Source organism: Rhodovulum sp. PH10 (genome assembly GCF_000293785.1).
Lineage (GTDB): Bacteria > Pseudomonadota > Alphaproteobacteria > Rhizobiales > Xanthobacteraceae > Rhodoplanes.
In genome coordinates this window covers 16,348-32,701 of the sequence record NZ_AKZI01000055.1, presented here as the reverse complement: position 1 = coordinate 32,701, position 16,354 = coordinate 16,348, and the positions used below count along the sequence as shown (strand labels likewise).

Below are 16,354 nucleotides of genomic sequence, written 5' to 3'. Positions count from 1 at the left end.
ATATCGGCATCGCTTTTCTCCTGGCCTCCGGCAGTTCGCGCCGCAACGCAGCCCTCGTCCGAGTTTCCAAACGGTCTCCGAGGGGACGGCTCTCGCCGCCCGGCTCGCCGCGAGCCGGGCCGAGACACCGGTACCCCAGGACGAATCACACCGGCGCGGTGGGCATCTCGCCGGCGTCGGCCGTCGCGTCGGTGGTGATGCCGAGCTTCGCCTCCAAGGCCGCGACCCGCGCCTTGAGCGTCTCGTTCTCCTCGCGGGCGATGCGCACCATCTCCTTGACCGCCTCGAACTCGTCGCGCTGCACCATGTCCATGTCGCGCAGCATCCGCTCGGCCTGGGCCTTGAAGACCGTCTCGGCCTCGCGGCGCACCCCCTGGGCGACGCCGGCGGCGTCGTTCACCAGGCGGGCCATCTCGTCGAAGAACCGGCTCGTCGTCTGGGCCATCGCTGTGTCATCTCCGAAAGGCATGAATGAAACTCGGGTCGGCGAGACAATGGCGATCGACGGCGCGCCGCGCAAGCCCGCGAACGGTGTCGGAGGACCGGGCCGCCGGCGGCCCGAGCGGTGGCACAGTCCGGCCGCCGGCTTGACGCGCGCCCGCCCCCGCCCCATCACGCCGAAACGATCCGAATCGGGGCGCTCGCCGCGCCCCCGTCCCCCCTCGTGACCGAGGCAGACGCCCCCATGCCGCTCGCCGTGCTGCCGTTCCCGAACATCGACCCGGTGCTGGTGCATCTCGGGCCGCTGGCGATCCGCTGGTACGCGCTCGCCTACATCGTCGGCATCCTCGCCGGCTGGCTCTATGCCCGCGCGCTGATCCGCAAGCCGCATCTGTGGGGCGGCCCGGCGCCGATGACGGCGATCGACTTCGACGACTTCCTCCTGTGGGTCACCCTCGGCATCGTGCTCGGCGGCCGCACCGGCTACGTGCTCTTTTATAATTTTGCCTACTTCTCCGAGAATCCCCTCGAGATCCTCACGCTGTGGAAGGGCGGCATGTCGTTCCACGGCGGCTTTCTCGGCTGCGTCGCCGCGGTGGTGCTGTTCGCCAAGAGCCGCGGCATCTCCATCCTGTCGCTCGGCGACATCACCTGCGCGGTGGCGCCGATCGGGCTGTTTCTCGGCCGGCTGGCGAATTTCGTGAACGGCGAGCTGTGGGGCCGCCCGGCGCCGGATGTCGACTGGGCGATGGTGTTTCCCCGCGATCCGCTGCAGGTGCCGCGGCATCCGAGCCAGCTCTACGAGGCGACGCTCGAAGGCCTCGTGCTGTTCGTGCTTCTCGCGCTGATCGTGCGGGCCGGCGGCCTCAAGCGGCCGGGGCTGGTGATCGGCGCCTTCGCCTGCCTCTATGCCGTCTTCCGCTCGATCTGCGAGTTCTTCCGCGAGCCCGACCCGCAGCTCGGCTTCTTGTGGGGCGGGATGACGATGGGAATGCTTCTGTCGATCCCGCTGTTTCTCACCGGCCTCGCCTTCATCGTGACGGCGCTGCGCCGCCCCGCCCGCAGCACGGCGACGGACGCCGGGCGGACCGGCGAGCCGCCGGAGCCGGTCGCCCCGTGAGCCTCGGCGAGATCTTGCGAGAACGCATTCGGGCGCACGGGCCGATCCCGGTCGCCGACTACATGGCGGCCTGCCTCGGCGATCCGACGCACGGCTATTACACGACGCGCGACCCGTTCGGCGCAAAGGGCGACTTCACCACCGCCCCGGAGATCAGCCAGATTTTCGGCGAGCTGATCGGCCTGTGGACGGTCGCGGTGTGGCAGCAGATGGGCATGCCCGTGCCCGTGCGGCTGGTCGAGCTCGGCCCCGGCCGCGGCACCATGATGTCCGACATTTTGCGCGCGACGAAGGTGGTTCCGGCATTTTCCGAGGTGGCGACGGTGCATCTGGTCGAGACGAGCCCCCTGCTGCAAGAACGCCAGCGCGAGACGCTGGCGGCGGCGTCCGTGCCGATCTCCTGGCACGCCGATCTCGACGACGTACCCAATGGCGCGACCATCGTGCTCGCCAACGAGTTCGTCGACGCACAGCCGGTGCATCAGGCGGTGAAGCGGGCCGACGGCTGGCACGCCCGGCTGGTCGGGCTCGATGCCGGCGAAAACCTCGCCTTCACGCTCGCCCCCGCGGCCGATCCGGCGATCGCACAAAGCATCCCGGAAAACCTCCGCGATGCCCCCGAGGGCGTGCTCTACGAGTGGCGCGACGAGGCTCCGACCAAAATGCTGGCCGACCGGGCGGCCCGCACCGGCGCGGCGCTGGTGATCGACTACGGCCATGCAGAGCCGGGCCTCGGCGAGACGCTCCAGGCCTTGCGCGCCCACGCCTTCGTCGATCCGCTGGAGACGCCGGGCGAGGCCGACCTCACCGCCCATGTCGATTTTTCCGCGCTCGCCCGCATTGCCGCCGACGTCGGCGCGCGGGTCGACGGCCCGATCACCCAGGGGGATTTTCTCCGCCGCCTCGGCATCGACCGGCGCGCCGACCGCCTGAAAGCCGCCAACCCGGAAAAAGCCGAGACCATCGCGGCGGCCTGCGCCCGCCTGACGAGCCCGCAAAAAACCGGAATGGGCGGGCTCTTCCGGGTGATCGGCTTCGCCGCCCCCTCGCTCGGCCCGCTGCCCGCATTGGAACCGCCTCGATGATGCTCACCGCTCCCGCGCTCACCGCCCTCCCAAAAATCCGCCACGCCTTCTTCACCCGCGAGGGCGGCGTCTCGGAGGGGATTTATGCGAGCCTCAATGCCGGGGTCGGCTCGGCCGACGACCCGCAAAAAGTCGCCGAGAACCGGGCGCGGATGGCGGCGGCGGTCGGCGTTCCCCCCGACCATCTCTTGTCCGCCTATCAGATCCATTCGGCCGACGTGATCGTGGCGGAGGCGCCGTGGCCGGCGGAGAGCAGGCCAAAGCTCGATGCGATCGTCACAAAAACGCCCGGCCTCGCGGTCGCCGCCTCGTCGGCCGATTGCGGCCCGGTGCTCTTGGCCGACGCCGAGGCGCGCGTGATCGGCGCGGCGCATGCCGGCTGGCGCGGTGCGCTCGCCGGCGTGACCGATTCCGCGATCGCCGCAATGGAACGCCTCGGCGCGAACCGCAGCCGGATGGTCGCCGTGCTCGGCCCGATGATCCGCCAGCCGAACTACGAGGTCGGCCCCGAGGTTTTGGCCCAGTTCACGGCGCAAGATCCGGCGCATGCGCGGTTCTTCGTGCCGTCCGAGACGCCGGGCCGCCAAAAACTCGACCTCGCCGGCTACATCGCCGCGCGCCTGAAGGCCGCCGGCGTCGCCCAGGTGGAAGACATCGGGCTGTGCACCTATGCCGACCCGGACCGCTTCTTCAGCTATCGCCGGGCGACCCACCGTGGCGAGCCGGATTATGGCCGCCACCTCGCGGTGATCACGCTGGTGGCGTGACCGCCGGGGGAACCCCACAAATCCCTCGAATTGTCTCGTCCCTCGATCGCCTGCCTTAACCGTGCCCCTCGGGGCCGACCTCCGCGTGCTGGACCGGCGCGATGGTTGTGGTTAACGTCCGGTTACCGAGCGGCCGGCCCCGGCCGCCGCTCGTGGGCCTGCGAGGGGCAGGCCGGACGCGAACGGGGGAAAGATGCACCAGCCGAACCGGCCCACGGCCCGCGCTCTCGCGCATCGCGCGGCGCGGCGCGCCTCCCCCGGCCCGGCGATGGCCGCCCTCCTCCTCGCGCTCGGCTGTGGTGCCTGCACCACGACCTCCGGCCAAATGTCCGGGCAGTCGCCCGGCCCGGTCGCCGCGGCCAAGGGGCCGACGGTCGCCTTCGAATCGATCGACGGCCCGCCGCAAAGCGTGTTCTCCCGGCTGGTGCAGAGCCTGACCGCCGAGGCGCAGGCCCGCCAGGTGGCGGTCGTCTCTCGGGCGGCGCCGGCGCAGTACCGCGTGCGCGTCTACGCCGCGACCGTGGTCGAGCCGAAGCGCTCGGTGGTGAGCTGGGTGTGGGACGTCTACGATCAGAACCGGCAGCGCGCCTTCCGTCTCGCCGGCGAGGAGCCGGTGACGGGCGCCGGGCGCACCACCTGGGCGGCCGCCGACGAGCAGGTGATCCAGAAGATCGCCGGCCGCGGCATGGAGCAGCTGGTCGCCGCGATGGCGCAACCCACCGATGCGCAAGCGCCGCAACCCGCTCCGTCCGCGCAGCCCGATGCGCCCGAAAAGGCCCCGCCCGTCGACGACAAGGCGGTGACGGTGGCGGCCTTCGCGTCCGCTCCGGCTGGCGAATGAACCATAACCGAGCAAAATGGCTCGGGATAACAAATCCGTCGTATTGCTAAGAAACCTCCTGCCTTGTATTGAGGCGCCGCCGGTTCGATGAGAGCGCGCAATCGTGGCGCGCACCGGTGAGGGGCGTGCGGGAGGTTGGGTATGCCTGGCAAGAATGGAGCCATCAAGCTCGTCGCCGGCAACTCGAACCCAAGGTTGGCGGAGGCGATCGCCGCCTACCTGAAGACGCCCTTGACCCGTGCGGTGGTCCGGCGCTTCGCCGACATGGAGATCTTCGTCGAGATCCAGGAGAACGTGCGCGGCGCCGACGTCTTCGTCGTGCAGTCCACCTCGTTCCCGGCGAACGACCATTTGATGGAGCTCCTGATCATCACCGACGCGCTGAAGCGGGCCTCCGCCCGGCGCATCACCGCGGTTCTTCCCTATTTCGGCTATGCCCGGCAGGACCGAAAACCCGGCCCGCGCACGCCGATCTCGGCCAAGCTGGTCGCCAACCTGATCACCCGCGCCGGCGCCGACCGCGTGCTGACGCTCGACCTGCACGCCGGCCAGATCCAGGGCTTCTTCGACATCCCCACCGACAATCTCTACGCCTCGCCGGTGATGGTGCGCGACATCAAGGACCGCTTCGACCTCGCCAATGTGATGGTGGTGTCGCCCGACGTCGGCGGCGTGGTGCGCGCGCGCGGCCTCGCCAAGCGCATCAATGCGCCGCTCGCCATCATCGACAAGCGCCGCGAGCGGCCGGGCGAGTCGGAAGTGATGAACGTGATCGGCGACGTCGACGGGCGCACCTGCATCCTGCTCGACGACATCGTCGACTCCGGCGGCACGCTGGTGAACGCCGCCGACGCCCTGCTCGCCCAGGGCGCCAAGGAGGTCTACGCCTACATCACCCACGGGGTGCTGTCGGGCGGCGCGGTCGCCCGCGTCACCGCCTCGCATCTGAAAGAGCTGGTGATCACCGACTCGATCCAGCCGACCGAGGCGGTGCGGGTCGCCGACAACATCCGCGTCCTCTCCATCGCCTCCCTGCTCGGCGAGGCGATCGCCCGCACCGCGGCCGAGGAATCGGTGTCGAGCCTGTTCGACTGATTTTTTCTCCCTGCTCCCGTCGGAACGCAGCGCCTCCATCCGAGGCGCTGCTTCTTTTTTACGACCTTGCAAAAAGACTCACGTCGCCGCCGCACGAACAGATGCGACGCGCACGACGACGCGCGGTATCACGACGAACGGCGCGGCTTTGATCCATGTCGAGCCGCGTTCCGCGTCCGATTCCGGTTCGTTCCACTTTTGATTCAAACCGCCCTCCTCCATCCGTCGCCCCGAGTCGAAACGTCGCAGAGGAAAACCCGCTTCCCTGTGGACCGACGCGCCTCCTTCGTTGCGCGATTCAGCGGAATGGACGATCGCTCGTCTACGGCTTGGCCGGCGAGTCAGGTTGGATATAGTCGGTAACAGCCGGTGATTCGGTGCGTTTCGGCATTGCCGTCGCGCGGGTGCGCCCGTTGCGAAAAGGCTTTTGTCGAAGCATCGGTGCGTGCCGTCCCGGTGGCGTGCCGTGTTCGCGAGCGTGTGCTCCCCGCGTCGACACAGAAAGGTGAGACGGCATGTCCCTGCTCGAGATTCAGAATCCGCGGACCGCGAACCCGGTCGAGATCGTCGAGCGGCTCGCCGCGCTGCGCGACTGGTCGTTCTCGAGATCGAGCGAGGACGAGGTGACGCTGGTGATCGCCGGCACCTGGACCGATTATCAGATCTCCTTCACCTGGATGGGCGAGATCGAGGCGCTGCATCTCGCCTGCGCGTTCGATCTGAAGGTGCCGGAGCGGCGCCGCGCCGAGGTGATCGAGCTGGTCTCGATGGTCAACGAGCAGCTCTGGGTCGGCCATTTCGACCTGTGGGCCAATGACGGCCTGGTGATGTTCCGCCACGCGCTGGTGCTGGCCGGTGGCGTCGGCGCCTCGGGCGCGCAGTGCGAGTCGCTGCTCGCCACCGCGACGGAGGCGTGCGAGCGCTACTTCCAGGCTTTTCAGTTCGTGCTGTGGGCCGGCAAGTCGCCGCGCGAGGCGCTCGACGCGGTCTTGTTCGAGACGCACGGCGAGGCGTGATCACGACGGGGCGTGCCGGCGAACGGGCGGCGTGCCCGCGGCACCATCGCACCGCCGATCGCCTCGTCCGTCCCCGTGCCCTCCTGCATGGCGGCGTCCCGGGCAAATCGGGGCCGCCGCGAATTCCCATCCCGGCCGTTCTTCGCTAACACTGCCGCCGACGCGATCCCTGACGCTTCCCCCTTCGGCGAGTTCCCATGAACGTTCTTCTTCTCGGATCCGGCGGCCGCGAGCACGCGCTCGCCTGGAAGATCGCCCAGAGCCCGCTGGTCGAGCGCCTCTGGTGCGCCCCCGGCAATGCCGGCATCGCCCAGGAGGCCGAGATCGTCGCGCTCGACCCGGCCGACCACGCCGCCGTGATCGCCTTCTGTCGCGACAACGCGGTCGACCTCGTGGTGATCGGTCCGGAGGCGCCGCTGGTCGCCGGCCTCGCCGACGACCTTTCGGCCGCCGGCATCAAGGCGTTCGGGCCGAGCAAGCTGGCCGCGCAGCTCGAGGGCTCGAAGAGCTTCACCAAGGAGATGTGCCAGCGCGCAAGCATCCCGACCGCCGCCTTCGCCCGCTTCACCGACGCCGAGGCCGCCAAGGCTCATGTCCGGGAAAAAGGCGCGCCGATCGTCGTCAAGGCGGATGGGCTCGCCGCCGGCAAGGGCGTGGTGGTGGCGGCCAAGGTCGAGGAGGCGGAAGCGGCGATCGACCGCATGCTCGGCGGCGAGCTGGGCGCGGCCGGCGTGTCGCTGGTGATCGAGGAGTATCTCAAGGGCGAGGAGGCCTCGTTCTTCGTGCTGTGCGACGGCAAGACCGCGCTGCCGCTCGCCTCCGCCCAGGATCACAAGCGCGCCTACGATTTCGACTTCGGCCCCAACACCGGCGGCATGGGCGCCTACTCGCCCGCCCCGGCGATGACGGCGGAGATCACCGCCCGCACGATGGACGAGATCGTCCGCCCGACGCTTTCCGCCATGGCCGAGATGGGCTGCCCCTACAAAGGCGTGCTGTTCGCCGGCCTGATGATCACCGCCGAGGGGCCGAAGCTGATCGAGTACAACTGCCGCTTCGGCGATCCCGAATGCCAGGTGCTGATGCTGCGGCTGATGTCGGACCTGGTGCCGGCGCTGGTCGCCACCTGCGACGGCACGCTCGACACCGTCTCGCTCGACTGGTCCGACGCCATCGCGCTGACCGTGGTGATGGCGACCAAGGGTTATCCGGGCACTTACCGGAAGGGCTCCCCGATCGGCGACCTCTACGAGGCGATGGCGGTCGAGGACGTCGAGATCTTCCACGCCGGCACCGCCGAGCAGGACGGAAAGCTGGTCGCGGTCGGCGGCCGGGTGCTGAACGTGTGCGCCACCGGAAAGACGCTCGCCGAGGCGCAGACCCAGGCCTACACGGCGATCGGCGAGATCGACTGGCCGCAGGGTTTTTTCCGGCGCGACATCGGCAGCCGCGCGCTGGTCCGCCACCCCGGCGGCTGACCTTCGACTCCGGCACACGGGTTCCTATATCCTTCGAGCGAGGGCTTCCGGGCGTCGCGGCGATGAGCCGCCCCGCGAGGCTGCGTCCGGCCGGAGGATCCTGTCATGCCCGATCTCGCCGACCTCTATCCCGGCTTCGAGTCCCGCTGGATCCACACCGAGGCCGGGCGCTTGTTCGTTCGCACCGGCGGCAGCGGGCCGCCGCTCCTGCTGCTGCACGGCTATCCGCAGTCGAACGTGATGTGGCACCGCGTGGCGCCGAGGCTCGCGGAAAAATTCAGCCTGGTGATCCCGGATCTGCCCGGCTACGGCTGGTCCGACGTGCCGCGCGCCGGCCCCGACCACGCGCCCTACACCAAGCGCGCGATGGCGAACGCGATGATCGCGCTGATGGAGGAGCTCGGCCATGCCCGCTTCGCGCTCGCCGGGCACGACCGCGGCGGCCGGGTCGCCTACCGCCTCGCGCTCGACCATCCGGGCCGGCTGTCGCGTCTCGCGGTGCTCGACATCCTGCCGACCTATGCGATGTGGCAGGCGATGGACGCGGCCCTCGCCTACAAGGTCTGGCACTGGACCTTTCTCGCGCTGCCCGAGCCGTTTCCCGAATCGATGATCGGCAAGGACCCGGTCCATTATCTCGACTGGAAGATGGCGAGCTGGACCGGCACCGGCGACCTCTCGCCGTTCGATCCGCGCGCGCTCGCGCACTACCGCACCGCCTTCCAGGACCCGCTGCGCATCCACGCGACCTGCGAGGATTACCGCGCCGGCCGCACCACCGACCTCGCCTTCGACGGCGCCGACCGCGCCGCCGGCCGAAAGATCGACTGCCCGGTGCTGGTGCTGTGGGGCAAGCACGGCATCCCGAGCGAGAACTCTCCGCTTTCGGTGTGGGCCGAATGGGCGAGCGACGTGCGCGGCACCCCGATCGAGTCCGGCCACTTCCTCGCCGAGGAGAACCCCGGCCCCACCGCCGCCGCGCTTTTGGAGTTTTTCACGGAGGCCTCGTGAAGACCTTTGCGCTCGCGCTCGGGGCCGGCGGCGCGCGCGGCCTCGCCCACATCGCCGTGTTCGAGGCGCTGGACGAGCTCGGCGTGAAGCCGGCCGCGATCTCCGGCTCGTCGGTCGGCGCGGTGATGGGCGCCGCTTACGCCGCCGGCATCCCGCCGAAGGCCTTGCGCCGCCACGCCATCGAGATGGTGCACAATCGCGCGGAAATGTATCGCCGGCTGCTCGGGGCGCGCGCGAGCGCCTGGGCATGGTCGAGCGTGCTGCGCGTGCCGTTCGGCCACAATCCGGTGCTGCTCGATGCGGAAAAGTTCTGCACCGCCTTTCTGCCCGAAGGTTTGCCCGAAACCTTCGCCGGCCTGACAATCCCGCTGATGGTGATCGCCAGCGACCTCTACGGCCGCGCGGAAGTGATCTTTTCCGAAGGGCCGCTGGTGCCGGCGATCGCCGCCTCGATGGCGATCCCCGGCCTCGTGCAGCCGGTCGAGCACGAGGGCCGCGTGCTGGTCGACGGCGCGGCGGTCGATCCCCTGCCCTTCACCCAGCTCACCGGAAAAGCCGACGTGATCGTCGCGATCGACTGCTCGCCGGGGCCGAGCGAGCGCACCACCGTGCCCGGCGCCTGGGACGCCGTGTTCGCCGCCATCACGCTGATGGGCCAGACCATCGTCGCGGAGAAGCTGCACCGCGCCCGGCCGGACCTCCTGATCCGCCCCAACGTCTCGGTGTTCCGCATGCTCGATTTCACCCAGGCGATCGCGATCGTGCGGGCCGGCGAGGCGATCAAGGACGAGATCAAGCACGAGCTGACGGCGCTGCTGGCGTGACGCGGGAGCGCGTCCCCTCGCCGCCGGGCTCACCAGATCATGCTGACGACGAAGCGGCTCGAGGTCATGATCAGAAACAGCCCGAAGGCGAGCTCGAGCGTACGCCGGCGCAGGCGGTGGGCGATCTGCGCGCCGATCCGCGCGGTGAAGGCCGAGATCGGCGCCATCAGCGCAAAGCCCACCAGCGAGACGAAGCCGATCGACAAGGGCGGCAGCTCGCTCTGGTGAAACAGGCCGGCGATCACGTAGCCGACCGTCCCGGTCAGCGCGATCGGCACGCCGAGCCCGGCGGAGGTCGCGACCGCGGTGTGGATCGGCTGGCCGTAGAGCGTCAGCACGATGGTCGACAAGGCGCCGCCGCCGACCCCCATCAGCGACGACAGAAGCCCGATGGTCCAGCCATAGATCCGCATGAGCCACGGCCCCGGCAGCGTCGCCCCGAGCCGCCAGCGCTCGCCCCCCGCCAGCATGCGCACCGCGGTGCCGAGCGAGATCGCGGCAAACACGATCTTGAACAGCGGCGCCGGCGCCCACACCGCGAGCACCGCGCCCGCCACCACGCCGAGCACCACCGGCACCGTCCAGCCGCGCACCACGTGCTCGAGCGCGGCGCCCTTCGCCTTGTGGGTGCGGTAGGAGCGGAAGGCGGTCGGCGCGATCACCGCGAGCGAGGTGCCGACGCACAGCTGCATGTGCACGCTCTCCGGCACGCCGAGAAAGCCGAACACCTCGAACAGCACCGGCACCAGCACCGCGCCGCCGCCGATGCCGAACAGCCCCGCGAGCAGCCCGGTAAAGACGCCGCCGACCGCGATCACGCCCGCGAGCGCCAAAAGCTCGCCGACCGGCACTTCGCCCATGTCACCTGCCCTCGCCTCGGGAATTTCCGGCGGATCAGGCCGCGGCGTCGCGATCGGTGGGACGGATCAGCGCCAGCGCCGCCTGAAGGACGTCGAGGCCGGCACCGGGCTTCACCGCTTCGGTCGCGAGATGGCGGCGAAACGCCCGGGCGCCGGGGACGCCCTGAAACAGACCTAGCATATGGCGGGCGATCGCATACAGCCGCTCGCCGGCGGCAAGCTGGCATTCGATGTATGGAAAGAGGCTCTCGACCGCCTCGCGCGCCGACGCCGCCGGCGCCGGCACGCCGAACAGGTCGGGATCGACCGCCAGAAGCCGCCACGGCTCCTGATAGGCGGCGCGCCCGAGCATCACCCCGTCGACATGCGCGAGCTGGGTCTTCGCCGCCTCGATCGAGCCGATGCCGCCATTGATCACCACCGGCGTCTCTGGCAGCCGCGCCTTCAGCCGATGGACGCGATCGTAGTCGAGCGGCGGCACGTCGCGGTTTTCGCGCGGCGACAGGCCTTGCAGCCAGGCTTTTCGGGCGTGGACGATCAGCGCGTCGCAGCCGGCAGCGATCACCGTGTCGGCCAGCAGGTCGAGCGCCGCCTCGGGGTCCTGGTCGTCGATGCCGATCCGGCATTTGACCGTCACCGGCACGTCGACCGCCGCCTTCATCGCCGCGACGCAATCGCCGACCAGCGCCGGCTCCGCCATCAGGCAGGCGCCGAAGCGGCCCTCCTGCACCCGGTCGGAGGGGCAGCCGACATTGAGATTCACCTCGTCGTAGCCGAGATCGGCACAGATGCGGGCGGCCTGCGCCAGCGCCGCCGGGTCGCTGCCGCCGAGCTGCAGCGCGACCGGATGCTCGACCGGGTCGTAGCGCAAGAGCCGCGCCCGATCGCCGTGCAGCACCGCGCCGGTCGTCACCATCTCGGTATAGAGCAGCGCCTCTCGCGTCAGCGCCCGATGAAAGACCCGGCAATGCCGGTCGGTCCAATCCATCATGGGCGCGGAACAGAATCTATGTCGTTGATATTTCGGCATTTTTCGTTTAGTCTTCGAGAGTTGGCTCGCCTCGTGTCCACTCGGTTTTACGCCACGATGCGACGTTTTTTCCCCTGTTTCGACGCCTCGGTGCACATGGAGCGCACACGCCTTGGCCACCTTCACGAGACTGAAATCCGGCTCCTGGCGGGTTCAGGTCAGACGAAAGGGGACGTATGTCAACGACACATTTCTCCGCCGGAAGGACGCCGAGGAATGGGCGCTCGACATGGAGCGCCGGATCGACCGCCAGGAGCCGGCGATCTCCCGAAAGTCTCGCGACGCCCGCCTGTTCGGTGACTTGGTCCGGCTTCATCGCCAGGACATGCAAGAGGTCGGGAAGCGGATCGGCCGCTCCAAGACGGCGAGCCTCGCATTTCTCGACCGGCGCCTCGGCGGTTTACGACTGCGCGATCTCGACCGGGAGCGCCTGATCGAATTCGGCAAAGAGCGTGCACGCGAGGGCGCGGGCCCGGTCACGGTCGCCATCGACCTCGGCTACATCAAGACGATCCTGTCCCACGCCGCCGCAGTCCACGGCGTGTGCGTCTCGACCGAACCGATCGACCTCGCGAGGATCGCGCTCGGCCGTCTCGGTCTCGTCGGGAAAGGAGAAGAGCGCGACCGGCGCCCCACCCCGGAAGAACTCACGCGAATAATCTCGACGTTCGAAGGGAACTCGCGGCAGCAAATCCCGATGGCACGCATCGTGAAGTTCGCGGTCGCCACCGCGATGCGGCTCGACGAAATCTGCAGGGTCGAATGGCAAGACTACGATTCGCGAACTCGAATGCTCACGATACGGGACCGCAAGGACCCTCGACGAAAGAAAGGAAACCATCAACGGATTCCTCTCCTCGACGTGTCGGGGTATGACGCCTGCGCGCTCATCGAGGAGCAAAGGCAATTCACGAAAAGCAATAACGGTCGGATATTCCCCTACAACGGACGCTCGGTCGGAACGGCATTCCGGCGCATGTGTCGTGATCTGAAGATCGAGGACCTTCATTTTCACGATCTGCGCCACGAAGGAACCAGCCGTCTCTTCGAGGCAGGCTTTTCGATCGAGCAGGTCGCGCTCGTCACCGGACACAAAGACTGGAAAATGCTCCGGCGATACACGCACCTCCGACCAGAGGATCTACACCGGCGACGGCGTTCGCATGTCGCGGGCCCGACGGACAGTAAATTCGAAAGTTTCGGTCGCGAAGGCTGACGCCCCGAAGCGCCGGCGCTCCGAAATACCGAAGCACGTCGGCACGATCGTCAAGGACGCGGGTTCGGCAGCCGACGATCGTCCCCCCAGCGATCGGGCCGGATCGGCTCCGGCGCGGATCGGCCGTATTCGCCTGGATAGGCCGGCCCCGATCGCGGCGGATAGGACTGCGGTCTAGGTCCGGTGGGAACGGCCGTGGAGGGGCTCGCGACCGATGGCGCTGGAGCCTGATAGACCGGCGGCGCGCCGGAGGTCACGCTCTGGTCGACGCCCTGCGCGTGAGCGACGCCGATGCCGAGAAGCAAGAAGATGAAGGTTTTCATGAGCGACTCGCCGAATTCGAACGACAACGATGCAGGCACCAATTCGTTCACGACTTCTCCCGCCGACCGCGGTGAAGGCGCCGCAATGCCGCGCTGCTTGCGATTACGCACATCACAGCCGGTCACAGCCGGCAGGCGCGAGCCTGCAGCCTGATCCGGACCGCATAGCCGGTCGAGATCGTCTCGGCGTCGATCGTCATGACGGTCGGCGGAAGGGATGGGCCGAGGTTCTTGCGCTGGACGATCTCGTCGGCCGGGAGCCTCCGGCCCGGCATCCGCGCCGCGGCAAAAACCGGACGCGTCTGGTTGCCGACGGTGGCCGTACCCTCCAGGCGGACCAGGCCGATCTTGGGAAGACCACGCTCACGATGACAGCGGGCATCCTCCCACACGAGCGTCTCGGCGGACCCGAGTGTCCGGTCGACGTTCGAGAACTGCGTATCCACGATCCCATAAAATCGGGAATCGATCGCGTGGTCCGAGATCTGCACCCAAATGCGCAGGTCGGCGACCGGGGCCGGTTCACCGCCGGTCGCGTGTGATCCGCCGGCCCCACCGGGTGACGGCAGGATCGTCGCCGTCACGCGATGGTGCACCCCCTCCCCCCGACCATCGGCGTGCGATGCGTCGACGGGCGTGATCGTCAGCAGCGCCAGGACGGCCGCGACCAGCCGCATCATCGGCCGGAGTAACCGTGGCACGAAGCGGCCAGATCAGGCGTCAGCGGCAGACCAAAACCCGCTGCCAGCGCACCTCGCAGGTCGGCAGCGGAAATTGGCGGACACAGGCCGGGACGTACCGAACGCACGGCGTTTTCCTGTAGCGATAGCCGTACGGATAGGGCTGAGCCCAGAACGACGCCACCTGGAGCCGGGCCGGGCCGGATCGCGGACCATCGGTCGAAGCGAATGGCGTCGCATGGCCTGCATCGGCCAAAACGAACATCAAGAGAAGCGACGCGACAACGGCGGCAAACCGGGTTCTCGGCAACATGTCGTCCACCTCGATTGCGTTGGCGTTTCAAGCGATCGTTCCGAACCGTCGAGACGAATATCGTTCGGAGAGGCTAACAAACTCTCCCTCGGACTGCACCCTGCACGATGCCCGAGCTTATCACATCGGCATTTGCCGAGTGCAGCCCGCAGGCGGCGAAGGAAACACAGCAGCGACGCCGATGTGTGTACGGCAAGAGCGCGGCTCGGTCGCCGCCGGTCGAAACTGACACGGGCCTCATCGATGCGATCGTCGAAGGAGACGAGCGTGTTGCTTCACCGTCGTCACGGCTCGCGAACACGCCAATATTTTCATATTCTGTAATTCGTGCATTCGTCCGGCCGCCCTTCCGCCCCTCGCGACTATTCCAAAAGTGTCGGCTTTCGCACATTAGTTCCACCAATCGGACCACCACGGAGGCCTCTAAGCCGTCCGGTTAACCCTCTCACGAGCGAAAAACGGCCTTCAAAGACTATAAAACTTGACGTTGTACGGCTAACCAATTATTAACTCTACGCGCAGTGGGGAGCCTCTTCGATATTACGGAGCTGGCTGCGCTTCAGGACGGGGAGCGAGGGGAGCTCTTGCCGATGCGTACGTTGCGAATTCTCGTGGTCGATCTTTGGCTTGTGTTCATTGCCTCCTTCTTCGCGCTGGTGCTGCGCGACAATCTCGAGCTGTCGGAGGAGCGGATCGTCGACGCCCTGCCATACTGGCTGCTGACGGTCGTCGCCGCGATCGTCGTGCTGCCGCTGCTCGGAGTGACCCGGGCGGTGTGGCGGTTCAGCTCGATGCGCAACTACATCGACATCGTCGCGGCGGCCGGGGCGACGGTGGTCGGGGCACTCGCCTTCACGTTCGTCATCAACCGGCTCGAAGGCATTCCGCGGGCGATGCCGATCATCCAGGGCATGCTGATCGTGGTGTTGCTGATCGGCGCCCGCATCGCGGTGCGCACGTGGTATGCGCGCCACCAACGGCGTACCCGCACCGCAACGATGCCCGGCCCCGGCGAGACCGTGCTGGTGGTCGGCGTCACCAAGATGGCCGAGCTTTATCTTCACTGCATCGCCGATTATGCGCCCGAACGTGTGCACGTGGCCGGAGTGCTCGATCCGCACGAGAGCGGCGTCCGGACGCTGATCACCCACCCGGTGCTGGGACCGCCGAAAGACGTCGCCGCAGTGTTGCGACGGCTCGAGGTGCACGGCGTGTTCGTCGACCGCATCGTCGTCGCGATGCCGGCGACGGAGCTTTCGGCCGAGGCCCACGCCGCGTTGCTTACCGTCGAGGCCGAAACATCTGTCGTGCTCGAGTTTCTCGACCAGAAGATGGGGCTCGACGATCGTCTCGCCGACGCGCTCCATCAAGCGCCCACGCAGGAAGGCTGCGCGGCAGCGGCAGGAAACCCCGCAGCGGGGGGCACGTCGTCCGTGGTCGAGACGCCGGTGGCCGTGCCTTATCGCGTGGTCAAACGCGTGATCGATATCGCAGGGGCCACGTTGCTGATGGTTCTGCTCGCTCCTGTGATGGCGTTGGTGGCGATTGCGGTGCTCCTCGACATCGGCGCACCGATGCTGTTCTGGCAGCAGCGCCCGGGCCTGCGGGGCCGCGCATTCAAGCTCTACAAATTCCGTACCATGGGGGCCGGCCACGACGCCGACGGACGCCGCCTGACAGATGCCGAGCGCGTCTCGAGGTTGGGTCGGTTTCTCCGCCGCACCCGGCTGGACGAGCTGCCGCAGCTCTGGTCCATCCTGATCGGCACGATGTCGTTCGTCGGTCCGCGCCCGCTGTTGCCGGTGGACCAGCCGGTGGGCTTCTCGAAGCGGCTCGCGGTCAGGCCGGGCCTCACCGGCTGGGCGCAGATTAAGGGCGGCCGCATCATCTCGGCCGCCGACAAGGCGGCGCTCGACGTGTGGTACGTCAGGAACATGTCACTCACACTCGATATCAGGATCGTGCTCGGCACCATCCCGATGGTGCTGTTCGGCGAGCGGGTGGAGGACGCGGCGATCGCGAGGGCGTGGGCGGAGATCGGGGAGGCAAAGAGCTGAGGGTGACCTGACCGACTTCCGTCGATCCCGCTGCTGTCCGTTTTAGGCTCACAGCACCCCTCGATTGTCTGCAGTGATGCTGAATAAAGCGGCGTCCATTGAGGATGCCCCTAGATACTGAATGGCGCGTCCCTAGATAGCGCACCGCTCGGCAATACTCGGCGGGAGAAGCCACGCAGGTTTCACCCCGAGTGCGG

At 68.1% G+C, this 16,354-nt stretch carries 18 protein-coding genes; 11 read left to right on the top strand and 7 right to left on the bottom strand.

Annotated features, from left to right (window positions below):
• Positions 1–145: 145 nt before the first annotated feature.
• Entirely contained in the window at positions 146–445 is a 300-nt protein-coding gene (locus A33M_RS10530; protein WP_008386744.1) for an accessory factor UbiK family protein, read from the bottom strand.
• 240 nt (positions 446–685) lie between these two features.
• Between A33M_RS10530 and lgt the strand changes: the two genes are divergently transcribed.
• The 5 genes from lgt to A33M_RS10505 all read left to right on the top strand — a co-directional run bounded on the left by lgt (position 686) and on the right by A33M_RS10505 (position 5,349).
• Complete coding sequence (lgt, locus tag A33M_RS10525) at positions 686–1,561, top strand: prolipoprotein diacylglyceryl transferase (protein ID WP_008386741.1); 876 nt, start codon at positions 686–688, stop codon at positions 1,559–1,561.
• Between the two features lie 14 nt (positions 1,562–1,575).
• Complete coding sequence (locus A33M_RS10520) at positions 1,576–2,646, top strand: class I SAM-dependent methyltransferase (RefSeq protein WP_337460005.1); 1,071 nt, start codon at positions 1,576–1,578, stop codon at positions 2,644–2,646.
• Entirely contained in the window at positions 2,643–3,413 is a 771-nt protein-coding gene (pgeF, locus tag A33M_RS10515) for a peptidoglycan editing factor PgeF (protein ID WP_008386740.1), read from the top strand. Before A33M_RS10520 ends, pgeF begins: the two co-directional genes overlap by 4 nt.
• 268 nt (positions 3,414–3,681) lie before the next feature.
• Positions 3,682–4,254: a hypothetical protein gene (locus A33M_RS10510; protein WP_008386738.1), complete on the top strand. Its 573-nt coding sequence runs from the start codon at positions 3,682–3,684 to the stop codon at positions 4,252–4,254.
• A gap of 141 nt (positions 4,255–4,395) precedes the next feature.
• Entirely contained in the window at positions 4,396–5,349 is a 954-nt protein-coding gene (locus tag A33M_RS10505) for a ribose-phosphate pyrophosphokinase (RefSeq protein ID WP_008386737.1), read from the top strand.
• A 78-nt stretch (positions 5,350–5,427) separates the two neighbouring features.
• On the opposite strand, the gene A33M_RS23870 is transcribed toward A33M_RS10505, so the two are convergent.
• On the bottom strand, positions 5,428–5,571 hold the full coding sequence (locus A33M_RS23870) for a hypothetical protein (RefSeq protein WP_157223420.1): 144 nt from the start codon (positions 5,569–5,571) through the stop codon (positions 5,428–5,430).
• A gap of 293 nt (positions 5,572–5,864) precedes the next feature.
• On the opposite strand from A33M_RS23870, the gene A33M_RS10500 reads away from it, so the two are divergent.
• The 4 genes from A33M_RS10500 to A33M_RS10485 all read left to right on the top strand — a co-directional run bounded on the left by A33M_RS10500 (position 5,865) and on the right by A33M_RS10485 (position 9,678).
• Positions 5,865–6,365 (top strand): YbjN domain-containing protein, encoded by a 501-nt coding sequence (locus A33M_RS10500; RefSeq protein WP_008386736.1) that lies wholly within the window; start codon positions 5,865–5,867, stop codon positions 6,363–6,365.
• Positions 6,366–6,562: 197 nt separating this feature from the next.
• The gene (gene purD, locus A33M_RS10495) at positions 6,563–7,843 is read left to right on the top strand and encodes a phosphoribosylamine--glycine ligase (protein ID WP_008386735.1); all 1,281 of its coding nucleotides are present in this window, start codon (positions 6,563–6,565) and stop codon (positions 7,841–7,843) included.
• Between the two features lie 105 nt (positions 7,844–7,948).
• Positions 7,949–8,854 (top strand): alpha/beta fold hydrolase, encoded by a 906-nt coding sequence (locus tag A33M_RS10490; RefSeq protein ID WP_008386734.1) that lies wholly within the window; start codon positions 7,949–7,951, stop codon positions 8,852–8,854.
• The gene (locus tag A33M_RS10485) at positions 8,851–9,678 is read left to right on the top strand and encodes a patatin-like phospholipase family protein (protein WP_008386733.1); all 828 of its coding nucleotides are present in this window, start codon (positions 8,851–8,853) and stop codon (positions 9,676–9,678) included. The genes A33M_RS10490 and A33M_RS10485 overlap by 4 nt, the downstream gene beginning before the upstream one ends.
• Before the next feature lie 29 nt (positions 9,679–9,707).
• On the opposite strand, the gene A33M_RS10480 is transcribed toward A33M_RS10485, so the two are convergent.
• Positions 9,708–10,538, bottom strand: coding sequence for a sulfite exporter TauE/SafE family protein (locus tag A33M_RS10480; RefSeq protein WP_008386732.1), 831 nt, complete (start codon positions 10,536–10,538; stop codon positions 9,708–9,710).
• A 34-nt stretch (positions 10,539–10,572) separates the two neighbouring features.
• Positions 10,573–11,568 carry a tRNA dihydrouridine(20/20a) synthase DusA gene (dusA, locus tag A33M_RS10475; RefSeq protein ID WP_083850410.1) on the bottom strand — a complete coding sequence of 332 codons (996 nt, stop codon included), beginning with the start codon at positions 11,566–11,568 and terminating at the stop codon, positions 10,573–10,575.
• A gap of 112 nt (positions 11,569–11,680) precedes the next feature.
• Between dusA and A33M_RS10470 the strand changes: the two genes are divergently transcribed.
• Positions 11,681–12,784 (top strand): integrase, encoded by a 1,104-nt coding sequence (locus A33M_RS10470; protein WP_008386729.1) that lies wholly within the window; start codon positions 11,681–11,683, stop codon positions 12,782–12,784.
• Positions 12,785–12,834: 50 nt separating this feature from the next.
• Here the strand turns inward: A33M_RS10470 and A33M_RS23865 are convergent, their stop codons facing one another.
• The 3 genes from A33M_RS23865 to A33M_RS23860 all read right to left on the bottom strand — a co-directional run bounded on the left by A33M_RS23865 (position 12,835) and on the right by A33M_RS23860 (position 14,109).
• A complete protein-coding gene (locus tag A33M_RS23865; RefSeq protein ID WP_157223419.1) occupies positions 12,835–13,158 on the bottom strand; it encodes a hypothetical protein in 324 nt (107 codons plus the stop codon).
• Between the two features lie 71 nt (positions 13,159–13,229).
• Positions 13,230–13,787, bottom strand: a complete 558-nt coding sequence (locus tag A33M_RS10465) for a hypothetical protein (protein ID WP_040620103.1) — start codon at positions 13,785–13,787, stop codon at positions 13,230–13,232.
• A 40-nt stretch (positions 13,788–13,827) separates the two neighbouring features.
• Positions 13,828–14,109 (bottom strand): hypothetical protein, encoded by a 282-nt coding sequence (locus tag A33M_RS23860; RefSeq protein WP_157223418.1) that lies wholly within the window; start codon positions 14,107–14,109, stop codon positions 13,828–13,830.
• Positions 14,110–14,621: 512 nt separating this feature from the next.
• On the opposite strand from A33M_RS23860, the gene A33M_RS23855 reads away from it, so the two are divergent.
• On the top strand, positions 14,622–16,157 hold the full coding sequence (locus A33M_RS23855) for a sugar transferase (RefSeq protein WP_157223417.1): 1,536 nt from the start codon (positions 14,622–14,624) through the stop codon (positions 16,155–16,157).
• Positions 16,158–16,354 lie beyond the last annotated feature (197 nt).

Bases quoted from the DNA above. Each gene is read 5' to 3' on its own strand.
- A33M_RS10530 (WP_008386744.1), bottom strand. From the start codon at position 445: ATGGCCCAGACGACGAGCCGGTTCTTCGACGAGATGGCCCGCCTGGTG.
- lgt (WP_008386741.1), top strand. From the start codon at position 686: ATGCCGCTCGCCGTGCTGCCGTTCCCGAACATCGACCCGGTGCTGGTG.
- pgeF (WP_008386740.1), top strand. From the start codon at position 2,643: ATGATGCTCACCGCTCCCGCGCTCACCGCCCTCCCAAAAATCCGCCAC.
- A33M_RS10510 (WP_008386738.1), top strand. From the start codon at position 3,682: ATGGCCGCCCTCCTCCTCGCGCTCGGCTGTGGTGCCTGCACCACGACC.
- A33M_RS10505 (WP_008386737.1), top strand. From the start codon at position 4,396: ATGCCTGGCAAGAATGGAGCCATCAAGCTCGTCGCCGGCAACTCGAAC.
- A33M_RS23870 (WP_157223420.1), bottom strand. From the start codon at position 5,571: ATGGAGGAGGGCGGTTTGAATCAAAAGTGGAACGAACCGGAATCGGAC.
- A33M_RS10500 (WP_008386736.1), top strand. From the start codon at position 5,865: ATGTCCCTGCTCGAGATTCAGAATCCGCGGACCGCGAACCCGGTCGAG.
- purD (WP_008386735.1), top strand. From the start codon at position 6,563: ATGAACGTTCTTCTTCTCGGATCCGGCGGCCGCGAGCACGCGCTCGCC.
- A33M_RS10490 (WP_008386734.1), top strand. From the start codon at position 7,949: ATGCCCGATCTCGCCGACCTCTATCCCGGCTTCGAGTCCCGCTGGATC.
- A33M_RS10480 (WP_008386732.1), bottom strand. From the start codon at position 10,538: ATGGGCGAAGTGCCGGTCGGCGAGCTTTTGGCGCTCGCGGGCGTGATC.
- dusA (WP_083850410.1), bottom strand. From the start codon at position 11,568: ATGCCGAAATATCAACGACATAGATTCTGTTCCGCGCCCATGATGGAT.
- A33M_RS10465 (WP_040620103.1), bottom strand. From the start codon at position 13,787: ATGATGCGGCTGGTCGCGGCCGTCCTGGCGCTGCTGACGATCACGCCC.